Raw genomic sequence first — 24063 nt, forward strand, 5'->3', positions numbered from 1 at the left:
CCCGCTTTCCCCACCCATATCCCCCCTCCCACTAAAAAAATCGATATATTTACCCCTGTAAAAACCTCCCGGCCACTATATGCAAGCAAGATTCCTTTTCGCCGCCATCATCCTTTTCGCCTCCTGTAACGGCAACACAGAAAAACAAACAGAAAAACAAAAACTCAACGCCCTCGCAGAAAAATACGTCCGCCTGGGCCTGACCATTGGCCAATACGATTCTTCTTTTGTGGATGCCTATTACGGCCCGGACTCTCTAAAGCCTAAAACACCCAAAGGAGAGATCTTCCCCAAAGACTCGCTCCTGGCCTCTGTAGACATCCTAAAAGCAGAGCTCGGCTCACTGGCAGATCATGTAGAAAACGATACCACCCGTACCCGCGCCAACTGGATCATACAACAACTCACCGCATTTGGAAGAAGGATAAAAATATTCTCCGGAGAACTCAAACCCTTCGACGAAGAATCCCTGGAACTCTTTGGCGTTACCGCCCCCGTATATCCTGAAGCACACTTCAAAACACTGATCGCCACACTGGACAGCCTGTTACCAGGTAAAGGCCCTGTGCCAGATAAGTTCCAGAAACTGGCCAACAAATTCATCATCCCCCAGGATAAACTGGATACGGTTTTCAAAACCGCCATCGCAGAAGCCCGCAAACGCACGCTGGAACATTACCAGCTCCCAGCCCATGAGACCTTCTCACTGGAATATGTAACCGGTAAATCATGGTCTGGCTACAACTGGTACAAAGGCAATTATAACAGCCTCATCCAGATCAGTGCTGACTTGCAGATCTTTATCGAGAAGGCTATAGACCTTGGCTGCCATGAAGGTTATCCCGGTCATCATGTGTACAATATGCTGCTGGAAAAGAACCTCTATCATGATAAAGGATGGGTGGAAATTTCCTTGTATCCCCTGTTCAGTCCACAATCCCTCATTGCAGAAGGAAGTGCCAATTATGGCATCGAGCTGGCATTCCCCGGTACAGAGAAGAACATATTCACCCGTACCGCATTATTACCTTTAGCCGGTTTGGATAGCACGAATCTGGATCTGTATTTCAAAGCCCTCTCCATCAAAGGAGAACTGAACTACTCCCGTAACGAAGTGGCCAGGGGTTTGCTAAATGGTAGCATGACAGAAGAAGAAGCCCTCCGCTGGCTCATGGAATATACTTTACTAAATAAAGAATCTGCCATCAAATCCATCAGCTTCATCAGGAATAACCGCAGTTATGTGATCAACTACAACTACGGGCTGGACCTTGTTAAGAAATACATTGGGGACAGCGCCCGTTGGGAGAAGTTTGGTTTTTTGCTTAGCAATCCTGTTACGACTGCCGATCTCGCTAAATAAGCATTTATACCATTCAAAAAATTGGAAAATATCACTTTTCAAATTGAATTCTATCACTTATTGGGAAGTCAACTCCTTTTAACTTTGCACTATGCTGGATGCAAATAAAGTATGGAGAAGATCATATTAGAACCTGTATGGCAAATAAGTGACACTACGTTTGATAAGCTATACCCCGAAAGGGTTCGTCAACTCTCCGGGAAACATTGGACGCCCATGGAGATCGCTAAAAAGTCCGCCCGGTTCCTGGCTTCAGAACCCGGATCTAAGATACTGGATATCGGAAGCGGCGCCGGGAAATTCTGTCTTATCGGGGCTTACCATTTCCCCTCATCCGTTTTCTATGGCATAGAACAAAGGGAAGATCTTTACCAGGTTGCAGTTTCAGCGAAAGAAGTAACCGATTCACAGAATGTACATTTCTTCTTTGGAAACCTTACACAGTTTGATCATACACAGTTTGATCATTTCTATTTTTATAACGCCTTTTACGAAAACCTGGTCAGCGACGGCCAAATTGATCAACTGGTACCTTACTCTGCAGAATTATATCATTACTACTCCCGTTATCTCTATAATATATTAGAAAGTAAAACAAACGGCACCAGGCTCGTCACTTTCCATAGCCTGGAAGATGAGGTGCCGCCTTGTTATCAACTCGTAGATGCTACGCTTGATCTTAACCTGAAAATGTGGGTAAAAAGGTAGCGGAATGTATTCATCAATTGAAACATATGCTGCGACATACTGGAAGAAGAAGGAACTTTAAACACAATGTTAGATTAGCTGCACTCTTATGTGTCACAGCCGGCATGGTGAATGCAGCAGGCCTGTTTGCATTTGCAGTACTAACAACCAATGTTACAGGGCATGCCGGATTACTGGCCCAGAAACTGGCAATGGGAGATCTCCGCGCCGCACGCATGGTGGCCTTATGGTTAGTCCTCTTTCTGGCCGGCGCCTTCTTCTCCAGTTGTTGCATCGGACAAACAGGGCAGCATAAAAGCGCCAGCTATACTTTACCCATTATCATTGAAATTATCATACTGCTGCTGGTAGGCTCCTTTGGATATACTTTTGATCAATCCATTCTGAAAACAGAATATTTTGCGGGAAGTCTCTTATTTGCTATGGGCATGCAAAATGCCCTGGTCTCTACGGTTTCGGGAAACGTTGTCAGAACCACTCATTTAACAGGTATGTTTACAGACCTTGGCATTGAGTTATATGCCCTTCTGGCCGCACCACTGAAAAACAGACCGGGGATCAGGAGCAAAATAACCCTGCGCCTGGTGATCATCTTCTTCTTTCTGGCAGGGGGGATCATTGGTGGGTATGTTTACCTGAAGTTTCAATATTACACTTTCTACCTGCCTGCTGCTATATTGGTAATAGCTATGTTCTATGATGGCTTCCGGGTAAGGTTCAATAAATTTGTGCGCCGTTATAAAGTGCGGAAAAGAAAGGTCCCTCCTATTTGAAATTGGCTATTTGCACCAGCTTGTTCACATCTTTGATCGTTATCTTTCTTCCTTTTGTTTCCAGGATATTATCTTCCTTAAATTCTGTCAATATCCTTACTACATTCTCCCTGGCAGTACCTACAAGATTAGCCAGGTCTTCCCGGCTGATATTGAGTACTATGGGCATGCCTTCCGCACCTTTCTCTTTATACTTTTCCCGGATCACCACCAGTTGCAATGCCAGTCGTTCCCGTACGGTTTTATGCGCCAGTACGGTAAGACTGTTTGTTAGCACAGTATATTCATGGCTTAATGTTTTCAGCAGGCGGTTACTAAAAATAGAGGAGTGTTCCAGGGTACGCATGAAATCATCTTTAGGAATAAATACGATCCGGCTATCTTCCATCACACCTACTGAATCCAGGTACTGGTCCCCGGAAAGGATACCATGATACCCGATCAGCTGTCCGGTATGCGCCAGGTAAATGATCTGCTCGTTTCCTTCTTCATCTGCCTTATACTTTTTAACCTTCCCTTTTACGATGTAAAATATGCCGGATGCATAAGCGCCTTCCCTAAAAAGTATCTCGTTCTTCTTATATAATTTTTCATTGCTGTGGGCCATCAGCAAATCAAAATCCTCCGCTGGCAGATCTATAAGGATGGATTCACTTTTGAAGTCCCACTTATCTATTGGAAATATGCCTTTGATACTCATAACAATCAAAGTTAACCTCTTTATAATTGATATAATTCACTTTTTGAAGTAGTAAACGGAAATACCTTTGCAGCATGAAGAGAGATGATACTACAGCATGGGGGCAAATTACACCGGCCCTGTCCAATATACACAACTGGTTTGCATCAGACGACGCCTTCAATAATCTCTATCCTCCTTACATAAAGGAACTCGCTAAATCGCACTGGACACCTGTAGAAGTAGCAAGGAAAGCATCAAATTTCCTGGCGGCCATGCCCGGAGATAAAATACTGGATATCGGCAGCGGCCCGGGAAAATTCTGCTTAAGCGGGGCATATTATAATCCGGAGGTGTCCTTTTATGGGATCGAGCAACGGGATGACCTGGTGTACTGCGCTGCCATTACAAAGGAAATGCTGGGCCTCAACAATGTTACTTTCCTTAACGGCAACCTGCTTGATCTCGACTTTTCACAATTCGATCATTTCTACTTTTTCAATTCCTTCTACGAGAACCTGCCGGGAACCGATAAAATAGACAACAACCTCACCTACTCCAGGCAACTGTACAATAAATACAACCGGTTCCTTTATAAGCAGCTGGAGAACAGGCCTCCAGGCACCAGGCTGGTCACTTATCACGGTTCTGAAGAAGAAGCCCCGAAAGGATACCAGTTGGCAGGCTCAACAAACAGTCAGCTTTTAAAATGCTGGATAAAGGCTGCGTATTAATCCTGCTTATCCGTTTCAGGATCATAGTACACATAAAAGTTCAGGTAAACCATGCGGGACAATCGCATAAGTATAGGCATAAAAAGGATTAGTAAGATACCGTTGATGATAAGCCAGTAGATGATACTGTCATCTCTCCAGGAGATGCCGAATACCAGCCAGTACCATAATAAATTAAGTATAGAAAAAAGTACAGCCAGCACATAACTGATATAACCCGTACCATACCAAAAACCAATCTCCAGTTCCGTTTCCTGCCCGCATGCCGGACAATGCTTTTCCATATCCAGGATATGATTTAACTGGTAAGGGTTATCAGTTTTAAATAATCTCCCTCTTCTGCACCGGGGACACTTATTATTGAAAATGCTGGAAAAGAAGCCTGATTTCTTTTGGGCAGGTGATACATTCATCCCGCAAAGGTACCTTTGAAACCGCGCTATATAAATGATAAATTGCAGTTAAATAATTGAAAAAGATCACTTTCATGCTCCTCCAGCTCCGGGATACCGTATCATCCTGTAGAAATGTGCTTTATACGTATCAGAAAGCGGAATTATTTCCTCTCCTATTTTGATCCCGCCTTTCTCCACGGAGATGATCTTATCCAATGCCACGATATAGGACTTATGCACCCGGCAAAACTGCGTATCCGGCAAACGGCCTTCCAGTTCGCCGAAGGTTTCCAGCGTCATGATCTTATCGCTGTTGCAATGGATCTTCCTGTAATCACGTTTGCCTTCAATGTAAAGGATGTCTTCAAACAATACCTTCTGCAGGCGGTAGGCTGTTTTAATGAACAGGTAAGGCGCCGTGCTGCCGGTATTGAGTGTTTCCTGCACCCGGATCACCGCTTGCAGGAAACGTTCAAAAGTAAAGGGTTTCAGCAGGTAATCTGCTACCTGCAATTCAAATGCTTTCAGTGCATATTCATCAAAAGCAGTAGTAAGAATGATGGCAGGCCGCTCTTTCAGGGATTCCAGCAGCTGGATGCCGGATAGTTCATCCATCCGGATGTCCAGGAACACAAGATCCACTTTCTCCTTTTGAAGAAAAGAAATAGCCGCCAGTCCGCTGTCGAAAGATTGCAGCAAAGTAAGGAAGGGTACTTTTGAAATGTACTCCTGCATGCGTAACATGGCCAGTGGTTCATCTTCAATGATGATGCAGTTCATTGCTTTTGAGTCTTATGATACAATTTACACTGAAAATATCATCGGGAGCACTGATCGTTAAAGTATACTGATCTTTATATAAAAGTTCCAGCCGCTGGCGCATCAAAGAAAGCCCAAGCCCATGTTTATCTTTCATGGCAGGCCGTGCAGGATCAAATACATTGGAACAGGTAAAATCTATCTCCTCCCCCCGGACAACCAACCGGATACTGATAGCGTCATTGATCTTTTTCCCGGTTACATGTTTGAAAGCATTTTCAATAAAAGGGATCAGTAACATAGGGGCTATCATAAGCCCGCCGGTTTCACCACTCACCTCCCATTTGATATACTGTTCATTACTCGTTCTGATCCTTTGCAATTCAAGATACTTCTCAATATAATCCACTTCCTGCTCCAGTAGAATATGTTCCTCATGTAACATAAAACGTAACAGATCTGATAGCTTTTTGAGATAAGCCGAGGCCCGCTGCGCATCCCTTTCAATCAACACATCAATATTGTTGAGTGTATTGAATAAAAAATGAGGATCGAAGCGTGACTTCACCAGGGCGAGTTCCAGTATCTCCTTTGTTCTTACATCCTTGTACCATGTAATAGCGATCCGGATCAACGCAGCCATCACACCATTGAACAATGCCAGCAAAGTGTATTGTACCATCACGGAAATGATCACCTTCGCTTCCGTGATAAACGAAAAATAATAGTAAAAGAAGATTGATAAAACCAGGGCAGGTAATATTGAAACAACCACACTAACAGCTATACCCAGCAAAGCAAAGAGCAGGAACTTCTTTTTAAAAAGGAAACGTGGTACTAGTTGAAAATAAAATACATAAAAGCTGATACTTCCCGTAGTGATCGCAACCGCAATGATCGCAAACAGGTCTCCGTCCATTGAGAACGGAGCGTCCACCGTGATATAATTCAGGAAGCCAACGACGAACAGATATATCAGCCAGTAGGCAACATGTAATAAAACGATTGTTGATTTTTTCATGTGCTTATTGCTTTAAGAAATATCCTGCAATGATGGCTGCTTCATCCAGGTTAATATTCACCCCGCTCATATTTGCCGTGATAGCCACTATAATACCACTTTCCGGATATACCAGCACAAAAGTCCTTCCCCCATCAATCAACCCGCCATGATGAAGCATCCTTCTGCCCTGCTTATCTTCATCTATGCGCCATGCAATGCCCACATGTGTATTATCACCATTGGAAAGATACTGTGGTGTAAATAACAGATCAACCGTTTCTTTTCGTAGCAGGTTATGATTCAAAAGCCCTCTGGCCATGTTCACCAGATCTTTCGGCGTGGAGAGGAAACCGCCTCCTGCCCATTTATAGCTATTATCTACCAACGCAGCATTTACCCATTTACCTTTCCTGCGTTCATAGAACCGCACCCTGTTTGGAATAATGCTATCACTGTAATCTGCGATCGTACCTTTCATACCTAATGGTGTGAAAATACTATCCCGCATGTAAGAAAGGAAATCTTTTCCGGCGGCACTTTCAATCACCGCACTCAGCAGGTTAAATCCATAGGTAGAATAATTATAAGAAGACCCAGGTTTGAAGAGCAGGCTGTCATCCTTAAAGATCGTTAATCCTTCCGTTACAGATAAATAACGTTTAGGTACAGACAAAGGATCACTTCCCCGATAATGACGAATACCAGCCGTATGCCCTGCCAGTTGCCTGCTGGTGATAGGATATCTCTTTTGAGGGAATTCAGGCAGGTAATGTTGAACAGGGCTATCCAGCGCCAGTTTTCCCTGCTGGTATAATAAACCTACAGCCAGCGAAGTGAGTAGTTTAGAAACAGATCCCAGCCTGAATTTAGTATCCGGAGTAACGGGTATTGAATTCTCCAGGTCTGCATAACCGAAACCCTGTGCCCAGAGTATCCCTTCTCTATTTCCAACGCAAACGGATATACCGGGGATATGTTGTTTCTGCCGAAGGGAGTCTACGAACCGTGCCTGCCCTAAAACAGCGGCAGCACAGCATAATAAGATAAAGGTGAATATTGTTTTCATGGAACAAAAATGCAGGATAGCAGTTACCGGGTAAAATACCTTCTGCATAACAGCCGTAATCATCTGCAAACTGGCATAATATTTTCCGGTATAAGCGTATGCTTCAAAATGCCTACAACTGGATAGAACTAAATGGCTTGCGGATCATCATAGCAATGGTGATATTGATCGGCGGGCAATGGCTGATATTATTCATCAAAAGATGGTTCTTAAAGAAATTACATAAAAGAGGTACAGACAATACCCTGAGACCCTTTTTCACCGGATTGATAGCCGCTGTATTACAAGTAGGTTTAGTATTAGTGGTGATACAACTCCTCAATATCCAGCTAACCATCTTTGCTGCGCTGATAGGTGCTATTGGCGTAGCAGCAGGACTGGCCCTCTCCGGCACTTTGCAGAACTTCACCAGCGGCGTACTGATACTGATGCTGAAACCTTATGAAGCAGGAGATATTATTGTAGCGCAAGGGCAAACAGGAGAAGTAAGTTCGATACAGTTATTCAATACCATCATCATCACTGCTGATAATAAATACGTGATCATTCCTAATTCGAAGTTATCCAACGAAGTGATCATCAACAACAGCAGATCTTCCAACAGGCGGATAGATATTGAATTGAAACTGAGTTATGCATATAGCCTGGAACAGGTAAAACCACTGATCTTGAAAGAGGCAGTAGATATGCAAAACCTCACAAGAGAACCACCAGCCATCGTCAGCGTATCAGGCCTGGAACCCGACGGCTGGAAGCTGGTGGTATATGCCTGGGTGGACAGTGACCTCTATGATGAAACCCGTTTTGAATTACATGAAAGAATGATCGTTGCTTTAAAAAGAGGTGGCATTAAATTACCCGGTATGTAGCGTTATCTCTTCAGTATATATTCTCTCATGGCTATACCACCAACAACACCCATCCCATTCTTAACGTTGTTAAATACCAATACCTTTTCCGTGAGCGGGTTTTCCGCTTTCCGTAGCGCTAAATAGGATGTTTTCAGGTAACGGTAACTATCATAGGTTAAAGAGCTTACTTCCACAATGATATATTGCATATAGGATTTGCTTTCCAGGTTAAACACGAAACGGGGATTCCTGCCGTCAAATAACTTGTCGTCCATAAAGACCTCCTCATTACCTCCTTCATCAAAAAGATCAAATGAAGGATCATCTGATTTGATATAAGTAGGGCGGCCATATCTCCCAAACACAAAAGAACCATCCGGCGTTTGCGATGGAAAAGCACTAAAAATGCGGACCCTGTAATAATTCCTTTCTCCTGCTTTATCCTTCAATTCCAGTATCACCTTATTGTCTACATCTGTGTCATTAATACGTACTTCAATACGTTTCACCTCTCCGATAACAACACTGTCCGGTATCACATCAGTACCTTCCGCCTGCTCCAGCCCCCTAATAGAAGCTGTTACCTTGTAAGTATGACCTAACTCCATTTTAGTCGTACTGCAGTAATAGCCGAAATAATCTCTTTCCCGATACGTTAGTGTTTCTTTGTATTGATCATTCTCAAATAACTGCACCACCGCATCTTTTGGTGCATGAAAATCATTCGTCCAATACTGTTTGCCGGATATGGTGATCCTTGCATAAATGATGCTGTCTTTGTTCATCAGTACATTGATCACGGGTTTACCCATTTCAGAAGGAATTTTGACAACAACATCTGTTTCACAGGCCAGGAAACAGGTGGCGATGAATAGTAAAAGGATATATTGTAAGTAGCGCATGTCTAGAATTTTAAATTATAAGAAAAGCTGGGCATAATGGGAAGAAGCGTTGTACCGGTTAGCGTAGCTTCTGTCTGATCTGCGCGATACCTGTTCAATAAATAATAGAAAGCATTCTTCTTGTTATAAGCATTCAATACGCTTATATTCCAGGTACGGACATTACCGTTACGTTTTTGGCGGATAAAATTAACACCCAGGTCCAGCCTGTGATAAGCAGCAATACGTACGTTATTCCTTCCGTTGATATATTCAACATCCGCATTGGTACCATACCAGCCAGGATAGCGAACAGGGTCCCGCACTACTTCATATTCTGCCAGTGGCACAGTATAGGGCTGCGCACTCTGATAGGTCCATACGCCCGTCAGCTCAATGTTCTTTCGTAGTTTGTACATGCCTACGAGATGCAGATCGTGGCGGCGGTCATATTTATAAGGAAACTTTTTACCGAAGTTAACTTCCGGCAAAGTGCGGTAGGACCACGCTAAAGTATAAGCCATCCATCCGGTAAAACGCCCGGTTTTCTTTTGCAGTAATACTTCCAGTCCATATGCTTCTCCCACACCATTCGTCACCTGGTCCTGCCAGCTTTCATTCCTGCTGCTCGTGATATAATCCGCGCCTTCCTTATACTCTATCACGTTTTGCATACGTTTGTAATATCCTTCCACAGAGAGTTCAAATTTGTTGCGAAAAACATTACGTGCAATACCTATAGCATACTGATCTGACTGTTGCGGTAATATCCTTTTCGTGGCAGGCACCCAAAGGTCTGTAGGTAATGTAACAGAATTATTAGCCAGCAGGTGGATGTATTGCGTCATTCTTGAATAGGAAGCTTTAAGGCCCCAGTCTCCCGGCAACAGGTAACGCATGCTCAGCCTGGGTTGTAAGGAATTATAAAATCTACCCTGCACCAGGAATCCGCTCCAGTGTAATCCGGCATTCAGTTTGAATTTCTTGTGAATGGTCCAGTCATCTTCTGCATACAGATCTATCTCAGAGCCTTTTATCCTTTGGTTGTCACTTGTTGAATCTACGATCACTGCACCATTCGCTGTTTGGCTTTGCCTGATGGTACCGGGTGTAAACAGGCGGAACATATAAGAAGTTCCCATCCGGATAGTATGTGCAGGCCGTGGTCTGTAATCGAAGTCTATCTTGGCACCATAATCCTGGATGCCGGAATTCAACTGCAGCTTGTCTGCGATCATTTCTCCCTGGTACAGGTTTTCATTGAACGTACGTGTTTTAAACTCATAACGCGAGCCCAGCAACATGGTATTAGCAAAAAGGTTTTTGGAGAAGATGTGATTCCAGCGAACAGTACTCGTGGTGTTCCCCCATTGTATCAGCAGGTCTGACTCACTGCGGTAATTATCAGGCTCCTTCACCTCCAGCTTTTCACTTACCCGCATTTTATCCCGGCCATGGTATAAACTGAAGAACAACCTGTCTTTATCAGAGATCACATGTTGCACTTTTGCATTCACATCATAAAAGTACATGATGAATTTATCTACCTCCCTGTCGAAGCTCCCCTTTATAAAAGGCCTGGCAACAAGGTCCGTGTAAGTGCGGCGACCGGAAACAATGAACGAAGTTTTATCTTTCTTTATCGGCCCTTCTACTGTTATTTGCGAAGCCAGCAGGCCAATGGTAAAATCACCATGCAGCTCACGCATGTCACCATCTTTGGTAGACACATCTACTACAGAAGAAAGCCGGCCACCATACCTCGCAGGGAAAGCCCCTTTATATAACGTAACATCTTTCAGGGCACTGGTATTGAAAGTAGAGAAGATACCCAGTAAATGGGAGGGATTATACAAAGGCGCACCATCCAGCAGGATGAGGTTCTGGTCAGGGGTACCACCACGCACTAATAAAGCACTGGTACCCTCTGTTCCTTGTTTTACACCTGGTAATAACTGTAATGTTTTCAGCAGGTCCGCCTCTCCAAAAAAACGTGGCATCGCTGCAATCTGACTGGCGGGCAGATTGATCATACTCATCTGAGATGATTCCTGGATGCGCTCTTCCCTGCTGGCGCGTACCGTTACCACATCTAACAATCTATTGTCAGGTACTAATTTAAAATTCAAACGGGTATCATTCTTCAGTTCAATCATCGTATCCACCCGCTGATACCCCATGTAAGAAAGCCGGATCCTGATACTATCTGCAGGAAGGGTGATACTGAAGAAACCAAAATTGTTACTGGTAGTACCTGCCTGAAATTCAGGCACAGCCAACGATACACCGATCAGCCTTTCCCCCGAGGCCTGGTCTTCCACATACCCGCTCAATGTACCCGGCTGCTTTGGCCTTGGCACAATAAGTATATTACCATTCTTCCGCAGGAAGGTCATCTTCGTATCTTCTAGTATCTCTTTCAAAATAGTTTCCAGAGAGGCATCCGTAAAATGACGTGCCTTTATAGTTATACTCCGCACACGGGTGTTCTCATAAGAAAACGTCACTTTACTCTGCTGCTCCAGTAAACGCAGCGCCACATCCAATGTGGTGGCAGGGATGTTAATACTCAGGCGGGGATTGGTTTCCTGCGCCTGAGTAATTTGCCAGCTGAAGAAGAACAGCAGCATTGTTAGGTTAAATAGTCGGGGCAATACTTTCCCCTTACCGGCTTGCCGGTTCGTTATGCAATTCATAAAAACACTTTGGTTATTGGCTTACGCCTGTAATGACAACATGGTTTCCGTTAATGGTATAGTTCACCCCGCTTATTTCGTGCAGCATATCAAACACCTGCGCTAAATTGGACCGGGGCGTAATTCTAATATTAAAACGATAAGGCGCCATCGTTCTTTCATTATACTTTATCTCTGCATCGAACTGATCTTTCAATACCCTGGCCAGTTCAGCAAAAGAAGCATTATCCAGTGTATATTCTCCGGCCTTCCACTCAGCAAGCGAAACGGCATTTACATTACCCTGTTCATATTGATGTGTGGCAATGGTATACACCAGTTGCTGATCTGCTTTTAACACCGCCATATTTCCATTGCTGCTATCAGAAACCTGCACAGCACCGGATTCAACATACACCTTTACTTCCGGCAGTTCCCGGAATGCTTTCACCGTAAAAGCTGTTCCCAATACTTTCACCTGTAAACCGGAAGGGGTACGTACAATGAAAGGTTCATTACTATTCTCTGTTACAGAGAAGGCCGCAACACCATCCATCAGTTCCACATTCCTGCCTTCATAACGTATGGTAGAACCAGGCTGCAGCCAAACAACAGAATGGTCCGGCAGTTCCAGCTTCATCACTCCTTTTCCCTTTGGCGCCATCACGCCGGTGTATTCTGGCTTCCAGGGCTTCAGCAGAAAGGTAGATACTGCTACCACCAAAACTGCTGCAGCGGCTATCTGCCACCAGATCATCCGCCTCACTTTCCCGGGCTGGATAGTTTCCATAATGGCAGCCTTCATATCTGCCTTTAATTCGCCTTTCTCCACTATAATAGCTTCAGGAAAAGAAGCATACCATTCATGCAATACTGTGTTTTCTTCCGGGGTACAGATACCCAGTGCATGCTTTTCCAGCAAAGATTGAATGATATGTTCTTCCGGCTTGTTCATGTGCTGTTACGTTTAATAGACAATGCTCACCCGGCAGTAGTACTATGCCGGATAAAAAAAATTATTCCATGAAGAAATTCCCCAGGCCTTCCCTTAGTTTCTTTAAGGCGCCAGTTAGTTGGTTCTTAACTGTTTGTGGAGATAAAGCGCGTTTTTCCGCGATCTCGGAAATAGATAGTCCGCTTTCCCGGCTATCCATAAATACCTCCCGCATTTTGGGGGGTAATTTTTCTACTTCCCGGTGGTAACTGTTATGCAGGTCATGGTTGGGGATATGTGTTACCTGCGGTAGTGCTGCCCCTGCCTGCTGCTCATATTTCAGGCGGGCGCCTTCTGCTTTCAGGTGATTGAGTACTTTGAAGCGGATAGCCGTACTTAAATAACCGGCTACGGAGTCCGTAATGTGGATCTGGTCCTTTTTCTGCCAGCAGTAGATGAACACCTCCTGCACAATATCCTTGGCGGCATCCTTATCATATAATCTGCGAAAAGCAGCCTCGAACAGCATTTCCCAATGCCGCTCATATAGTTCATCGAATGCCTCAAGGTCATTCGATCTTACCAGTTGCCATAATTCTAAGTCAGATTTTGCCATGTGGCTGTACGCAATTGGCAGGAAAGATAGGAGATCGGCCGGAATTACCCAAATGCATAGATCCCAAACCGGGAATCAAGATCCCTGTCCCCATGTACAGGTATCCTCTTGATTTCCGTATCGTTGGATCCAGAGAGGAGAAACGCTCCAAGCAAACTCCCTTTACGCTTATGATAAACCGTTTCAATATGTGTAAATGAGGTTTTTAAAGTCAGGTTCAACATTTCCACTACAATCTGTTCCAACAGTATAAGGATGGCCTTCACCCTATCAACCCCTATGGAACAATTACATGATTCCAGGTCTCTGTCCGTGTGGGCCACATATTTATTCCTGATATTCCTGATAATTCTAAAATCATCTTGCCATGGCATTAGAATCTTTCTCCATTTTCGCAAATGGCTGGCAGTTATATCCTGTTCAGCATAACAATCCATTTCAATCTTATACCAAATGCTCAACAAGCTGCGATCTTCAGCAGCACTCGATATTTTATGCAGGTTTATAATGGAGGATTTCATGAACGTTCTTGCAAAGAAAAAAGATTCATATGTTTGTTCAATAACCTTTTCGTCAAGCGCCATTTCATAATAATGCACTTCCTGCATACAGTCCTTTAAGTCAGCCTGCGTATGGTTCAGGTCATCAATGATAGTTTCCTTCATTACGATAAGTATTTGAGTGATGGAATAGTCTTTAATTTTCGGTTATGCGCGTTGTGCTACATGGAGTATCCTCTCCTGTTCAATTAGCCTTTTATTACTCTTATGGTAGAAGAAAAATGCCAGCAATCCCCATATCAGCATGGTCATAAATTTAAAAGCGTGGCCAAAAGGAATGATAAACTTCCATTCGAAAATTTTCACGGTGACAACATCCTCACTTCCCAGGTTGAAAAAGTACACGATGTAATCAAGAAAGAACGAATAGGCCACCAATATCCATATTATGTAGAAAATAAAAGGTAATTCTTCTACCAGCCGGTATCCATTAAAGGATACCAGGGCTACAGTAAAGAAGGGCACTAAATTTCTTACGATCAGCAATATGAGGAATGACAATGATCGATATAATTCATTTCGCCATTCAATTTCAAAAATAAAGTAGTAAGAAATGATGTTAATTATCAATAAGGTCAGATATAGAAATAGCAATAACATCAGTAATTCCCAGATACTCAGTGTTATTCTAAAAGTTGCCAGGGAAAGTATTACATGGCTATCGTCCATGCCATAGTTTCTTAGTGCAAATGCGGTTCCGGTTACACAGATAACTGTGTAAATCAGGAGAATGATCAATGTTTTCATGATTGATGGTTGGGTGATGTGATTAGGTTGGTTTCCTTTAGTTCTTCAATAAAAAACAAACTAGATGATAATAAATATGGAGAAGTAGCAGTTGATATTCTAAAGCCTTAAATTATTTAATGTGGACAATACTATCCTTATCAACAGAAACGTTTTTCACACCTAGATTCGTCAGGTTTTGCACTATTCCTTTCTTTTTTTCCAGCATACCAGTGAATACCTCTGTCTTCATCTTTGCATTATCTATTACTACCTTTTGCTCAAACCAGCGTGGGAAAACCTTACATAGCTCTTCCAGGGTCATATCGTTGAATCTAAACTCACCACGCCGCCAACTCAACAGATCCTCCTCATCAAAATGACCCTTTTGAATTTCTCCTTCTCCGGTATAGGTAGCTAAAGAACCTGCTTGCGATAATATAGCACTTTTATTACCTGCTTCCAGTTTAACACTTCCTTGTACCAAGGCCACTACATTCTTCCCTTCATCATAACTGTTCACATCGAATGCCGTGCCTAATACCTTTACTGACATTTTAGGTAAATGAACAATGAATGGTCTGTTTTCCTCCTTTGCAACATTCAGAAAGGCTTGCCCGTTTATCGTAATCTCTCTCTTAGATGAATGGGCGAAGGATGTGTTAAACTCAACAGTGGTGGCTGAGTTCAATAAAATCCTTGTTCCCTCCGGCAAAAGCATCTCATAATATTCTCCAACAGGCACCCTAAACACTGCCAATTGCCCCTCTTCTTTACTACCATTTGTTGAAAAAGCAAGTGAATGGGCCTGCCTATTGAAAGTAACCCCGTTTATAGTAGATTGGCCATACTCTCTAAGATCAAGTACCTCCCCATTTGCGAGTTTCAACTCAAATTTCCGCCCGTTTTCTTTTACCAGGTTCTGCCATGCAGGCGTTTTTTGCCCCAGCTTCATATTAGATGTGATCATGAAAGCAACAATAACAAGCGCTGCAACTCCAGAGGTAGTATATAGGATCATTCTTCTAACAGGAGTGCCCGCTTTCTTTTTCATGGAAAACTCTCGCTTCTTTTTCAGCCATTCCTTCATCCCCTGTGCTTCAAACAGTTGATGCCTCGCTAACCATAACGCACGTACTTCCGGATCTTCTGCGATAGCCTTATCCAATATATATTTATCTGCAGGGGTAATAGTGCCTGCTATTTCCTCAGCAATTAGCTGGTCCATATGGTCGGAGTCAAAATTCATACAAACTAAAGATGTAAAAGACACGAAAAGGTGACGTGTAAGAGAGAGAAATTATAGGTTTCCATTTAAATTATCCCGCATTTTTTTTACAACGCGGCTAATCTGCTTTCTAACTGTAACTTCTTCCTGCCCGAGTTCTGCAGCAATTTCCTTTTGGGATAACCCTTCTAGATAAAACTTATCAAAAGCTATTTTTTTTAATTTCACTGCCTTATATGCGTCAATTAGCATTTTCCTGAGTTCCTTATTCTCTAATACATCCATCACCCTGTAGTTGCAAACAGCTTCTATGAGGGATGTCATATTTTCACGGAGGATAGTTCGTTTAGACTTCCTCTTCATATTCAGACACTCGTTTTTAATGGCTATAAAGAAATAACCTTTTATATTTGTTTCAATGGTGAGCTTATCACGTTTGCTCCAGACAGCTGCAAAAACTTCCTGAACTGCATCTTCTGCGAGCTGTACGTCTTTCAAAATGAAATATGCATTGGCCAGAAGAGCCTTATGAAGCCCAGCATACAACACAGTAAAAGCTTGATCATTTCCAGCTTTAAAGTCTTTAAAACTCTCCTTTAGTTGATTCTCGGTTACTAAATTTAAATCCATAGTAGAATATTATGGTTGGTGATGTTTATAATATTTCAGGAGATAAATAGGCGGAATGAATGTTGTCTGATTTTTCAAAAGTATTGGGTCGCTAAGTTTTTCATTACGCATCGCGAACATTTACTCATTCAAATCCAAAATTAAATTTCTTGATTGTTAGTTGTAGTTAAATGCTCGTTAAAAGACGCAGAATAATCATGAAATTTTGATCTTATTTTTTTCCTGAAAAAGATCATCGCTTCCACGTCACCTTTTCCCTATTTAAGTGTCTTATACGCTATGAATAGGAAGGTAAAGTATGATTCGTCTAACCTTTATCCATTGTACCATTTTCTCCTTTTTAACGTACCTGCCTTTCTTCTATGTCAAGAGTCATTACTTCTTCGAAAAACTAAAACATGAGTACGCTTGCCAGGGAGTTATTCCTTGTACCAAAACTTGCCGGAGCCATCATTCTGCTCTTGCTTTCCTTTAAAACTTATGGGCAAACCGGCCCTGGTGAAAGACTCGTCACCATAAAGGTCACTAACACACTTAAAGTAGTGCTTGACTCAATCGAAGCACAAACAAAGCTGCGCTTTAATTACAATCATCGGGAAGTGAACCCCAAAAGGATAGTAATCACTTCTTTTGATAATATGCCAGTTCAAAAGGCACTCATCCATCTATTTAACGGCACCGGTTTATACTGGGATTACCTGGATGATAACAAGGTGAGGATTTCTAAGAAGGATAAAACACAGGAGGGAAGTTCAATTCCACAAACTACCGCAGACCCACCCAAAGCCCCATCAGACAGGCTCGTAGAAGTGACACATAAAGTCATAGACGAAGAAAATTGCCCCATTATAGGAGCATCTGTTATTACAAAGAAAACGAGAAAAGCAACCACTACAGACAACTTTGGAATTTTCTCCCTGAAAGATGTAATGCCCACAGAAAAGGTCCGTATCAGTTATATGGGATACGAAACAAGAGAGGTAACCATAAAAGACATCAGGAATGAAATCCGGTTAGCAAAAAAAATAAACACACTTAAAGGATTCGAAGTATCTTCAGACGGATATCAGGAAAAGCATGAACTTGAGGAAACAAGATCCATTGGTAAATTGGATAACAAGTTAATCAATAGAACAACCTCGGCCAATCTATTAGATAGAATAATTAATACTGCACCCGGGGTGGCTAATACATCTCCGGACGCCGGAATACCGGGTAGAACCCCATTTTCTATCAGAGGTAATTCAACCATATATGGCAACCAGTATCCCTTAATAATAATCGACAACTTCCCCTATAATGAGATTTCTACAGTTCCTGTCTTTCTCAATTACTTATCTCCTGATGATGTAGAAAGTATTACCATTCTCAGAGATGCCGCAGCAGCTGCAATATGGGGGGCCAGGTCAAGCAACGGTGTAATGGTAATTAAAACCAAAAAAGGGGATTATAACCAACCGATGCGCATTTTGTTAAATGCAAGTCTCACTATTGGGGAAAGACCTGATCTTTCTTCCATCCCACAGACCTCTCCGGAAACAACAGTTGAGGCCCAGCAGGTTCTTTTTAATAAAGGTCTCTATAATCGTTATGATGATGTCTATCCAGACATGCAAGCATTCCCCGCGCTACCAGAGGTAGTAGAATTACTCCTGGCAGCCAGGAAAGGAAGTATTTCACAAGCCGATGCAGCGGAAAAGATTGCAGCCTATGCCAAACATGACGTGAGGGATGATCTCAATAAGTATTTCCTGCAGAATAGTGTCAACAGGCAATATGCATTAAGCATATCCGGTGGCCGTAAGCGTATGCACTATTTTAGTTCTATTGGTTATAACAAAAGTACTTCATCCGCCAAAGGTGATGAATCTGAAAGATTCACTTTCAGATTTGATAACAGCTTCAATCCCAGTTCGAAACTGGGGATCACTACATATATCGCATATACCCAGCTCTATACATCCAGGAACGCCATACCCATCGGTGGCATGATGCCATACTCCATGCTGGCAGATGCAGCTGGCAATTCTTTGGCCATCCCCCACGAATACCGCATGGCATATGTGGATACCGCACGGTACCCATCCTTGATGGACTGGCGCTATAAGCCATTAGATGAACAACAATTCAGGGACGATAAGATGGAAGAATTAGACATACGATTGGGAGGAGCCATAAAGTATACACTCCTCAAAGGATTTACACTGGATACCAGATTTCAGTACCAGCGATCAACAGGAGATACCCGCATATTAAATAATATCCATACTTTCTATACCCGGAACCTGATAAATCAATTTAAGGGCGAAGATAGCTCCTCTCCCATTCCTTCAGGAGATGTACTGGATCAAACCTTTGCCATAGAAAATACAATAAATCTAAGAAGTCAACTCACTTATCAGAAAATCTGGGGGAAAAATAATGAACTGGATGTAAAGGCTGGTGTTGAGCTCAGCGAAACTCAATTTAACCGGACCTCCAGCAGGCAATATGGCGCTAACAACTGGATTGATTTCAGCAAACAATATAAGCTAAGAGGCAATCAAAACATAACAGACCAGATACCAGGCGCACAAACTGCTGACATTAGCACAATTAACAGGTTCATCAGCTACTATGCGATCTTATCCCAGGAACTAGAGGGTAAATACTTTGCTGATGTAACCGTTCGGCAAGACGGAGCAAATTTTTTTGGTGTAAAAGCCAACAACCAGCTGATCCCTTTATGGTCCGTCGGGTTAGGCTGGAACATTTCAAAGGAAGATTTTTATGACATACAATGGTTGGATCTCTTAAAAATAAGAACGTCATACGGATATACAGGAAACATGAAAAACGACATCAGCTCCCATGCCATCATGGAATATTCGTATGATCCGCAGAGCCTTACAGGATTAAGATCAGCTTCGATAACAACACCTCCCAACCCTTATCTAAAATGGGAAAGATCAGCCATTATAAATATAGGAATAGATTTCAAAAGCAAAGGTAAACGAATAGAAGGCAGTGCCGATTGGTATTTCAGGGATGTAAAAGACCTGATCAGTCCCATCAGCATAGAAACAACGTCCGGGTTCAGCCAGTATCTGGGCAACGCTGCCACCATGAAAGGGAAAGGAATAGATATTACCCTCAAGACCATCAATATAAAGATTCCGTTCATATGGACTACAATGGCAACGTTTAGCTATAATACAGATAAAGTAACCGGCCATAATATGCCGCCAACTGTAGCCAACTTACTCTTTGGCACAAGCCCAAATATAGGGAAACCACTGTACGGCATCTATAGTTACAAATGGGGAGGGCTGGACTCAATTAGCGGAGGGCCCCAAGGTTATGTAGGAAACACTATCCTCCCTTATAATTTTGTCATGAATGGGTCTAACACCAAGCCTGAGGACCTCGTCTATCACGGACCATCCAACCCTAAATTCTTTGGCTACGTTCTTAATTCATTTACGTGGAAACGATTTACCCTGTCTTGCAACATCCTATATAGATTTGACTATTATTTCAGACGGCAATCCCTCTCCTATTCCAGCTTATTGATGAATGGATATGGGCATTCAGATTATATCTACAGATGGCAAAAACCAGGAGACGAATTGATCACTAATGTTCCTTCCATGCCAACTATGTTTACCCCATCCCGGGATAATTTTTACCAACGCTCTGAAGTAACTGTAGAAAAAGCGGATCATATCAGGCTGCAGGATATAAGGATAGATTATTTATTACCCCTCAGGCGGATCAATAAGCTGGCAAAAAGCACAGTAAACCTATACTTCCTGGCAAATAATATGGGTATTATCTGGAGAGCAAATAAATATAATATCGATCCCGCTTCAGGGGAAAACAATATGCCCGTACCCAGGAATTATACCCTGGGGGCGAATATAAAATTCTAAAAAAAACAGCTATGCAAAAACTTATACTTTTATTGATACTGTTCCTTGCTGTAACAAGTTCCTTTAGCTGCAATGAAAAATGGCTGGATATAAAAGCGGATGCAAAACAGGAAACACCAGATTCTCTGGAGGATTTCCAGGTTTTATTGAACAATCGTATTATCATAAATGCCGGCATACCCTCCCTGGGAGAAATAGCATCTGACGGTTATTACATTTCACAAGAGGCATGGCTAACTGGTTCTAATGCCGAAAGAAATGCATACACCTGGTCCAAAGCCTATACTTATTATGGCAATGGGAACTGGCAAACCATCTATTACAGGATATTTACCATCAACCTGATCCTGGAAGAATTGCATAAACTACGATCACTATCAGGAAAGGAAAAAGAAGAATTCAATAATATAAAAGGGCAAGCCCTATTCAACAGAGCTTCTGCCTTCTACTTCCTCGCACAAACCTATGCTCCCGTCTTTAACTGGCAAACATTGGATAAAGATCCCGGTATCCCCCTTAAGCTAAGCACGGATCTTAAGTCTCCTACTACCAGGGCCTCCTTGCGGGAAACGTATGAAAGAATATTACTTGACACAAAAGAAGCTGCATCCCTGCTGCCCAATACTGTAGCTACCCGTACGGGGGCAAGCAAAGCAGCTGCATATGGATTACTATCCAGAATATATCTGTCATCCAATAGATATGACAGTGCTTTTTCTTATGCGGATAAAGCCCTCAAAATATCCGGGAGTTTACTGAATTATAATTACATAAATACAGAAAATGGTTACATGGGTGCATTGAATGGTGAAGTGATCTATCATGAAACAATGTATGCAACCGCATCAGAAAGTTATCTTACTACCCAATATTTAATCGATCCTGATCTGTATGACCTATATGATGAAAAAGACCTGCGGAAAACCATTTTCTTCAGGAGATCAGGCCCCGGCATCACCTTTAAAGGAAACTATAATGATAACTCCACAGAACTATACTGCGGTATTGCAACCGACGAACTGTATTTAACAAGAGCTGAGTGTTATGCCAGATCCGGCAACCTGGAGGCAGCGATGCAGGATCTGAATTTCCTGCTGGAGAACAGATGGAAAGAAGGGACCTTTAAACCGCTGAAAGCAAATACCGAGAAAAATGCCCTGGACCTGATACTCACAGAAAGGAGAAAGGAACTCATCCTACGCGGATCCAGATGGACCGATCTGAGAAGATTAAACAAGGACCCCCGGTTTAGAAAAACCATCACCAGAACTGTTGCCGGAATAAAGTACACCCTTGAGCCTAACAGTTATAAATATACCCTCCCTCTTCCGGATGATATTATCGCCCAAACCGGCATGAAGCAAAACGAAGGCTGGTAACCACCATCTACCTAAACTCCGGAGGAAGCTGAAGGTTTACAACATAGGTAACGAACAAGGCTGTAATTACGCTGTCCCTGATAATAAAAGACTGCAACTTTTCTCCCTGCTGGTCAGGGATATAAAAACTACCACTATAACTTCCATTGTTTGTTTCATACACATCAATAACCGCACTATTCCTGAAGTTGCCGGACGCCTCATTATCTGCTTTCAATGCCGACCTGATGAATAAATGCTTTCCGGACGCTACCGCATCCCTATTGATAGCTACCCTTGGTGTGGAAGGCATAAAGGTTTCCTCTCCTTTGATGTTCACTGACTCAAAAGCTATCCTATTGGCACCAACGGTATCAATGGTACGCCAGGAATAGCTCAGCTGTAAACCTGTATCCAGCCGGAAGATGTTATTCCTGAAATATTCTATTAGGAATATACTGCTGGTGCCCGGATCATACCTGAGCATAACATCATTTTCAAAACCACCGGAATTAACAGCACCCTTTAATGGCAGCCTGGCAATCACCTCTCCACTATTCAGGTCTACTTTCAGAAGGTCCTGCTTTATATTACTGCTGTCAATACCAATAATAAGCGCAGTCCGATCAGACAGGAGTTCCGCCTTTGAAAAAATATTCGTCTGAAAACGGACAGTGTCACTCATTCCAGTCCCCAGCCTTCCTTTGTATAGGGAATGTTCGTTCAGATCAAAGAAGAACACATTAGGGGAATCAACTATTATTTTATTTACCCTGTCTAATCCGGAGGTAATTTTCATCCCCAGGTAAATAGGATCAGTCTTCCCCAGATCACTACGCATGCTGATGACCCAATTAAGATTGGGCACCGTGAAATAGATCTTATGTGTCGTAATGCCGCAAATACCTTTCAAAGGTATATCCAGTTTAATGGCTCTTATCTGCACTGCGTTTGCTACAGTAAATTTTCTGTTAAACCCATTCAGCTGCCTGTTAGGAACAGTAGAAAACAGGAACAACAGGAATAGCGTGGTTATACTTAATACAAATAGCAGTGCCAGCAGAATATATCCATCTTTAAATATCCGTTTCCCGCTTAGAATGGTTTGCATATTACTTTTGCTCTAATAGGCGCAGACGGCGGGCAGAAAAGATCTGCTGGTATAATTCTGATACAGCAGATAAAATCCCCGGAATTACAGACCTGAACCGTAGAAGGCATGGCCAACCGGTAATTATAGATACAGATATCCGGAATGCAAAAATCATCTGCCATCAGCAATTGATAACTGGCATTGGAAGTCATTTGATATTGAAGGCTGGAATAGTCATTGGTAGAACATTGCAACCTGGCCTTTCCCTTAAATACACCGGCTTGCACAGATGCAGCCGTCAACAGTGTTAACAGCGCAATGATGGCCATTAAATTCAGACGTTTCATACGGAACGATTTAGGTAATTGATAATTTCCTCTTCCTCATAATGGATAGAACAATTGCCACCAACGCCGCAACGGTAAATGCCGCGTTAAATAGCAAATGATCATCCCAGTCCATCATTTCCAACACCCCTCCGCAACTGCAAGGCAGGTCTGAAGCATATTGCAGCATTAACCAGATGTACCCGGTAAATAATGTCATTGTCACAAAGGACAGGTACAATCCTAATAGCCGTGTTTTAGGGATCACCAGTAGGAGCGCCAGCAATAATTCCCCCGTAGGAAGCACCACTGCAATAAAACCAGCCAGGGGCTGAATAAAAGGAGAACGCCCTAATGTGATCCTGAATTCTTCGTATTCCACCAATTTATTATAACCTGTATATACCCATAGGATAACAAACAGGGCTACAATTACCTGGATGATGATCTTTTTACCCATAAGATGTGGGAAGTTCTGTTGTCTTTAATGGATCTCTACTGAAATATACGAACTACGGCTGTTGTGTGAAAGCAGTGGGTAATAAACCAACATTGCAGAGCCGCTGAAAGGAAAACTTTATAAAAAAAGGCTCCGGGGTTTCCGGAGCCTCTGAAGTTTTCTTGTTTTCCTACGCTGGTATTATCCAGATCAGGTGCTAAGAGTATGATCTCAGGTCTGCATGTTATCAAACCACCTCTGTAAGAAACCTCTGAATATTATATATAAAGAATTGTGCCAGAAAAACAGCCTTACACACTGCACTGATATTCAATCAGATTAGCCACTACAGCTG

At 42.6% G+C, this 24063-nt stretch carries 23 protein-coding genes and 1 riboswitch; of the genes, 7 read left to right on the forward strand and 16 right to left on the reverse strand.

The window, feature by feature from the left end:
- The first annotated feature begins 79 nt into the window (after window positions 1-79).
- From GFS24_RS25240 to GFS24_RS25250, 3 genes are all read left to right on the forward strand, one after another.
- Entirely contained in the window at window positions 80-1363 is a 1284-nt protein-coding gene (locus GFS24_RS25240; protein ID WP_153664557.1) for a hypothetical protein, read from the forward strand.
- Window positions 1364-1474: 111 nt separating this feature from the next.
- Window positions 1475-2071 carry a methyltransferase domain-containing protein gene (locus GFS24_RS25245; RefSeq protein ID WP_153664559.1) on the forward strand — a complete coding sequence of 199 codons (597 nt, stop codon included), beginning with the start codon at window positions 1475-1477 and terminating at the stop codon, window positions 2069-2071.
- A 26-nt stretch (window positions 2072-2097) separates the two neighbouring features.
- Window positions 2098-2844 carry a YoaK family protein gene (locus GFS24_RS25250; RefSeq protein ID WP_153664561.1) on the forward strand — a complete coding sequence of 249 codons (747 nt, stop codon included), beginning with the start codon at window positions 2098-2100 and terminating at the stop codon, window positions 2842-2844.
- On the opposite strand, the gene GFS24_RS25255 is transcribed toward GFS24_RS25250, so the two are convergent.
- A complete protein-coding gene (locus GFS24_RS25255) occupies window positions 2837-3544 on the reverse strand; it encodes a Crp/Fnr family transcriptional regulator (RefSeq protein ID WP_153664563.1) in 708 nt (235 codons plus the stop codon). The two genes, GFS24_RS25250 and GFS24_RS25255, sit on opposite strands and share 8 nt — an antisense overlap.
- Before the next feature lie 74 nt (window positions 3545-3618).
- Here GFS24_RS25255 and GFS24_RS25260 point away from each other — a divergent pair, with 74 nt between their 5' ends.
- A complete protein-coding gene (locus GFS24_RS25260; RefSeq protein ID WP_153664565.1) occupies window positions 3619-4257 on the forward strand; it encodes a methyltransferase domain-containing protein in 639 nt (212 codons plus the stop codon).
- On the opposite strand, the gene GFS24_RS25265 is transcribed toward GFS24_RS25260, so the two are convergent.
- The 4 genes from GFS24_RS25265 to GFS24_RS25280 all read right to left on the reverse strand — a co-directional run bounded on the left by GFS24_RS25265 (window position 4254) and on the right by GFS24_RS25280 (window position 7528).
- Window positions 4254-4541 (reverse strand): hypothetical protein, encoded by a 288-nt coding sequence (locus GFS24_RS25265; protein WP_253906594.1) that lies wholly within the window; start codon window positions 4539-4541, stop codon window positions 4254-4256. The genes GFS24_RS25260 and GFS24_RS25265 overlap by 4 nt on opposite strands.
- Before the next feature lie 201 nt (window positions 4542-4742).
- Window positions 4743-5432: a LytTR family DNA-binding domain-containing protein gene (locus GFS24_RS25270; RefSeq protein WP_153664569.1), complete on the reverse strand. Its 690-nt coding sequence runs from the start codon at window positions 5430-5432 to the stop codon at window positions 4743-4745.
- A complete protein-coding gene (locus GFS24_RS25275) occupies window positions 5413-6432 on the reverse strand; it encodes a sensor histidine kinase (RefSeq protein WP_153664584.1) in 1020 nt (339 codons plus the stop codon). Before GFS24_RS25275 ends, GFS24_RS25270 begins: the two co-directional genes overlap by 20 nt.
- 4 nt (window positions 6433-6436) lie before the next feature.
- Window positions 6437-7528 carry a serine hydrolase gene (locus tag GFS24_RS25280; RefSeq protein WP_173003191.1) on the reverse strand — a complete coding sequence of 364 codons (1092 nt, stop codon included), beginning with the start codon at window positions 7526-7528 and terminating at the stop codon, window positions 6437-6439.
- 50 nt (window positions 7529-7578) lie between these two features.
- Between GFS24_RS25280 and GFS24_RS25285 the strand changes: the two genes are divergently transcribed.
- On the forward strand, window positions 7579-8349 hold the full coding sequence (locus GFS24_RS25285; RefSeq protein ID WP_153664588.1) for a mechanosensitive ion channel family protein: 771 nt from the start codon (window positions 7579-7581) through the stop codon (window positions 8347-8349).
- Window positions 8350-8351: 2 nt separating this feature from the next.
- Here GFS24_RS25285 and GFS24_RS25290 read toward each other — a convergent pair whose 3' ends face one another.
- The 8 genes from GFS24_RS25290 to GFS24_RS25325 form a co-directional block, all read right to left on the reverse strand.
- Window positions 8352-9233, reverse strand: coding sequence for a DUF4249 domain-containing protein (locus GFS24_RS25290; RefSeq protein WP_153664590.1), 882 nt, complete (start codon window positions 9231-9233; stop codon window positions 8352-8354).
- A gap of 2 nt (window positions 9234-9235) precedes the next feature.
- Complete coding sequence (locus tag GFS24_RS25295; protein WP_253906595.1) at window positions 9236-11908, reverse strand: TonB-dependent receptor domain-containing protein; 2673 nt, start codon at window positions 11906-11908, stop codon at window positions 9236-9238.
- Window positions 11909-11921: 13 nt separating this feature from the next.
- Window positions 11922-12842, reverse strand: a complete 921-nt coding sequence (locus GFS24_RS25300) for a FecR family protein (protein ID WP_153664592.1) — start codon at window positions 12840-12842, stop codon at window positions 11922-11924.
- Window positions 12843-12903: 61 nt separating this feature from the next.
- Window positions 12904-13437: an RNA polymerase sigma factor gene (locus GFS24_RS25305; protein WP_153664594.1), complete on the reverse strand. Its 534-nt coding sequence runs from the start codon at window positions 13435-13437 to the stop codon at window positions 12904-12906.
- 44 nt (window positions 13438-13481) lie between these two features.
- Window positions 13482-14102 carry a hypothetical protein gene (locus GFS24_RS25310; protein ID WP_153664596.1) on the reverse strand — a complete coding sequence of 207 codons (621 nt, stop codon included), beginning with the start codon at window positions 14100-14102 and terminating at the stop codon, window positions 13482-13484.
- 42 nt (window positions 14103-14144) lie between these two features.
- Window positions 14145-14744, reverse strand: coding sequence for a hypothetical protein (locus GFS24_RS25315; protein ID WP_153664598.1), 600 nt, complete (start codon window positions 14742-14744; stop codon window positions 14145-14147).
- 112 nt (window positions 14745-14856) lie between these two features.
- Window positions 14857-15951, reverse strand: a complete 1095-nt coding sequence (locus tag GFS24_RS25320; RefSeq protein ID WP_173003192.1) for a FecR family protein — start codon at window positions 15949-15951, stop codon at window positions 14857-14859.
- A 72-nt stretch (window positions 15952-16023) separates the two neighbouring features.
- Window positions 16024-16581: an RNA polymerase sigma factor gene (locus GFS24_RS25325; protein ID WP_153664602.1), complete on the reverse strand. Its 558-nt coding sequence runs from the start codon at window positions 16579-16581 to the stop codon at window positions 16024-16026.
- A 398-nt stretch (window positions 16582-16979) separates the two neighbouring features.
- On the opposite strand from GFS24_RS25325, the gene GFS24_RS25330 reads away from it, so the two are divergent.
- The gene (locus tag GFS24_RS25330; protein WP_153664604.1) at window positions 16980-20492 is read left to right on the forward strand and encodes a SusC/RagA family TonB-linked outer membrane protein; all 3513 of its coding nucleotides are present in this window, start codon (window positions 16980-16982) and stop codon (window positions 20490-20492) included.
- An 11-nt stretch (window positions 20493-20503) separates the two neighbouring features.
- The gene (locus GFS24_RS25335; RefSeq protein ID WP_153664606.1) at window positions 20504-21871 is read left to right on the forward strand and encodes a RagB/SusD family nutrient uptake outer membrane protein; all 1368 of its coding nucleotides are present in this window, start codon (window positions 20504-20506) and stop codon (window positions 21869-21871) included.
- Window positions 21872-21878: 7 nt separating this feature from the next.
- Here the strand turns inward: GFS24_RS25335 and GFS24_RS25340 are convergent, their stop codons facing one another.
- From GFS24_RS25340 to GFS24_RS25350, 3 genes are read right to left on the reverse strand one after another with little or no spacing between them, the layout of a single operon-like run.
- A complete protein-coding gene (locus tag GFS24_RS25340; RefSeq protein WP_153664608.1) occupies window positions 21879-22961 on the reverse strand; it encodes a hypothetical protein in 1083 nt (360 codons plus the stop codon).
- The gene (locus GFS24_RS25345; RefSeq protein WP_153664610.1) at window positions 22946-23290 is read right to left on the reverse strand and encodes a hypothetical protein; all 345 of its coding nucleotides are present in this window, start codon (window positions 23288-23290) and stop codon (window positions 22946-22948) included. The genes GFS24_RS25340 and GFS24_RS25345 overlap by 16 nt, the downstream gene beginning before the upstream one ends.
- 10 nt (window positions 23291-23300) lie before the next feature.
- Window positions 23301-23729, reverse strand: coding sequence for a MauE/DoxX family redox-associated membrane protein (locus GFS24_RS25350; protein ID WP_153664612.1), 429 nt, complete (start codon window positions 23727-23729; stop codon window positions 23301-23303).
- A 148-nt stretch (window positions 23730-23877) separates the two neighbouring features.
- Window positions 23878-23978, reverse strand: a riboswitch (TPP riboswitch).
- Between the last annotated feature and the right edge of the window lie 85 nt (window positions 23979-24063).

Origin of the sequence: Chitinophaga sp. SYP-B3965, assembly GCF_009647655.1 — a bacterium.
In the GTDB taxonomy this organism is placed as follows: Bacteria; Bacteroidota; Bacteroidia; order Chitinophagales; family Chitinophagaceae; genus Chitinophaga.

What these genes read in the sequence shown, in the direction of transcription:
- GFS24_RS25240 (WP_153664557.1), top strand. Translation starts at nt 80, where the DNA reads ATGCAAGCAAGATTCCTTTTCGCCGCCATCATCCTTTTCGCCTCCTGT.
- GFS24_RS25245 (WP_153664559.1), top strand. Translation starts at nt 1,475, where the DNA reads ATGGAGAAGATCATATTAGAACCTGTATGGCAAATAAGTGACACTACG.
- GFS24_RS25250 (WP_153664561.1), top strand. Translation starts at nt 2,098, where the DNA reads ATGCTGCGACATACTGGAAGAAGAAGGAACTTTAAACACAATGTTAGA.
- GFS24_RS25255 (WP_153664563.1), bottom strand. Translation starts at nt 3,544, where the DNA reads ATGAGTATCAAAGGCATATTTCCAATAGATAAGTGGGACTTCAAAAGT.
- GFS24_RS25260 (WP_153664565.1), top strand. Translation starts at nt 3,619, where the DNA reads ATGAAGAGAGATGATACTACAGCATGGGGGCAAATTACACCGGCCCTG.
- GFS24_RS25265 (WP_253906594.1), bottom strand. Translation starts at nt 4,541, where the DNA reads ATGGAAAAGCATTGTCCGGCATGCGGGCAGGAAACGGAACTGGAGATT.
- GFS24_RS25270 (WP_153664569.1), bottom strand. Translation starts at nt 5,432, where the DNA reads ATGAACTGCATCATCATTGAAGATGAACCACTGGCCATGTTACGCATG.
- GFS24_RS25275 (WP_153664584.1), bottom strand. Translation starts at nt 6,432, where the DNA reads ATGAAAAAATCAACAATCGTTTTATTACATGTTGCCTACTGGCTGATA.
- GFS24_RS25280 (WP_173003191.1), bottom strand. Translation starts at nt 7,528, where the DNA reads ATGCAGAAGGTATTTTACCCGGTAACTGCTATCCTGCATTTTTGTTCC.
- GFS24_RS25285 (WP_153664588.1), top strand. Translation starts at nt 7,579, where the DNA reads ATGCTTCAAAATGCCTACAACTGGATAGAACTAAATGGCTTGCGGATC.
- GFS24_RS25290 (WP_153664590.1), bottom strand. Translation starts at nt 9,233, where the DNA reads ATGCGCTACTTACAATATATCCTTTTACTATTCATCGCCACCTGTTTC.
- GFS24_RS25295 (WP_253906595.1), bottom strand. Translation starts at nt 11,908, where the DNA reads ATGAATTGCATAACGAACCGGCAAGCCGGTAAGGGGAAAGTATTGCCC.
- GFS24_RS25300 (WP_153664592.1), bottom strand. Translation starts at nt 12,842, where the DNA reads ATGAACAAGCCGGAAGAACATATCATTCAATCTTTGCTGGAAAAGCAT.
- GFS24_RS25305 (WP_153664594.1), bottom strand. Translation starts at nt 13,437, where the DNA reads ATGGCAAAATCTGACTTAGAATTATGGCAACTGGTAAGATCGAATGAC.
- GFS24_RS25310 (WP_153664596.1), bottom strand. Translation starts at nt 14,102, where the DNA reads ATGAAGGAAACTATCATTGATGACCTGAACCATACGCAGGCTGACTTA.
- GFS24_RS25315 (WP_153664598.1), bottom strand. Translation starts at nt 14,744, where the DNA reads ATGAAAACATTGATCATTCTCCTGATTTACACAGTTATCTGTGTAACC.
- GFS24_RS25320 (WP_173003192.1), bottom strand. Translation starts at nt 15,951, where the DNA reads ATGGACCAGCTAATTGCTGAGGAAATAGCAGGCACTATTACCCCTGCA.
- GFS24_RS25325 (WP_153664602.1), bottom strand. Translation starts at nt 16,581, where the DNA reads ATGGATTTAAATTTAGTAACCGAGAATCAACTAAAGGAGAGTTTTAAA.
- GFS24_RS25330 (WP_153664604.1), top strand. Translation starts at nt 16,980, where the DNA reads ATGAGTACGCTTGCCAGGGAGTTATTCCTTGTACCAAAACTTGCCGGA.
- GFS24_RS25335 (WP_153664606.1), top strand. Translation starts at nt 20,504, where the DNA reads ATGCAAAAACTTATACTTTTATTGATACTGTTCCTTGCTGTAACAAGT.
- GFS24_RS25340 (WP_153664608.1), bottom strand. Translation starts at nt 22,961, where the DNA reads ATGCAAACCATTCTAAGCGGGAAACGGATATTTAAAGATGGATATATT.
- GFS24_RS25345 (WP_153664610.1), bottom strand. Translation starts at nt 23,290, where the DNA reads ATGAAACGTCTGAATTTAATGGCCATCATTGCGCTGTTAACACTGTTG.
- GFS24_RS25350 (WP_153664612.1), bottom strand. Translation starts at nt 23,729, where the DNA reads ATGGGTAAAAAGATCATCATCCAGGTAATTGTAGCCCTGTTTGTTATC.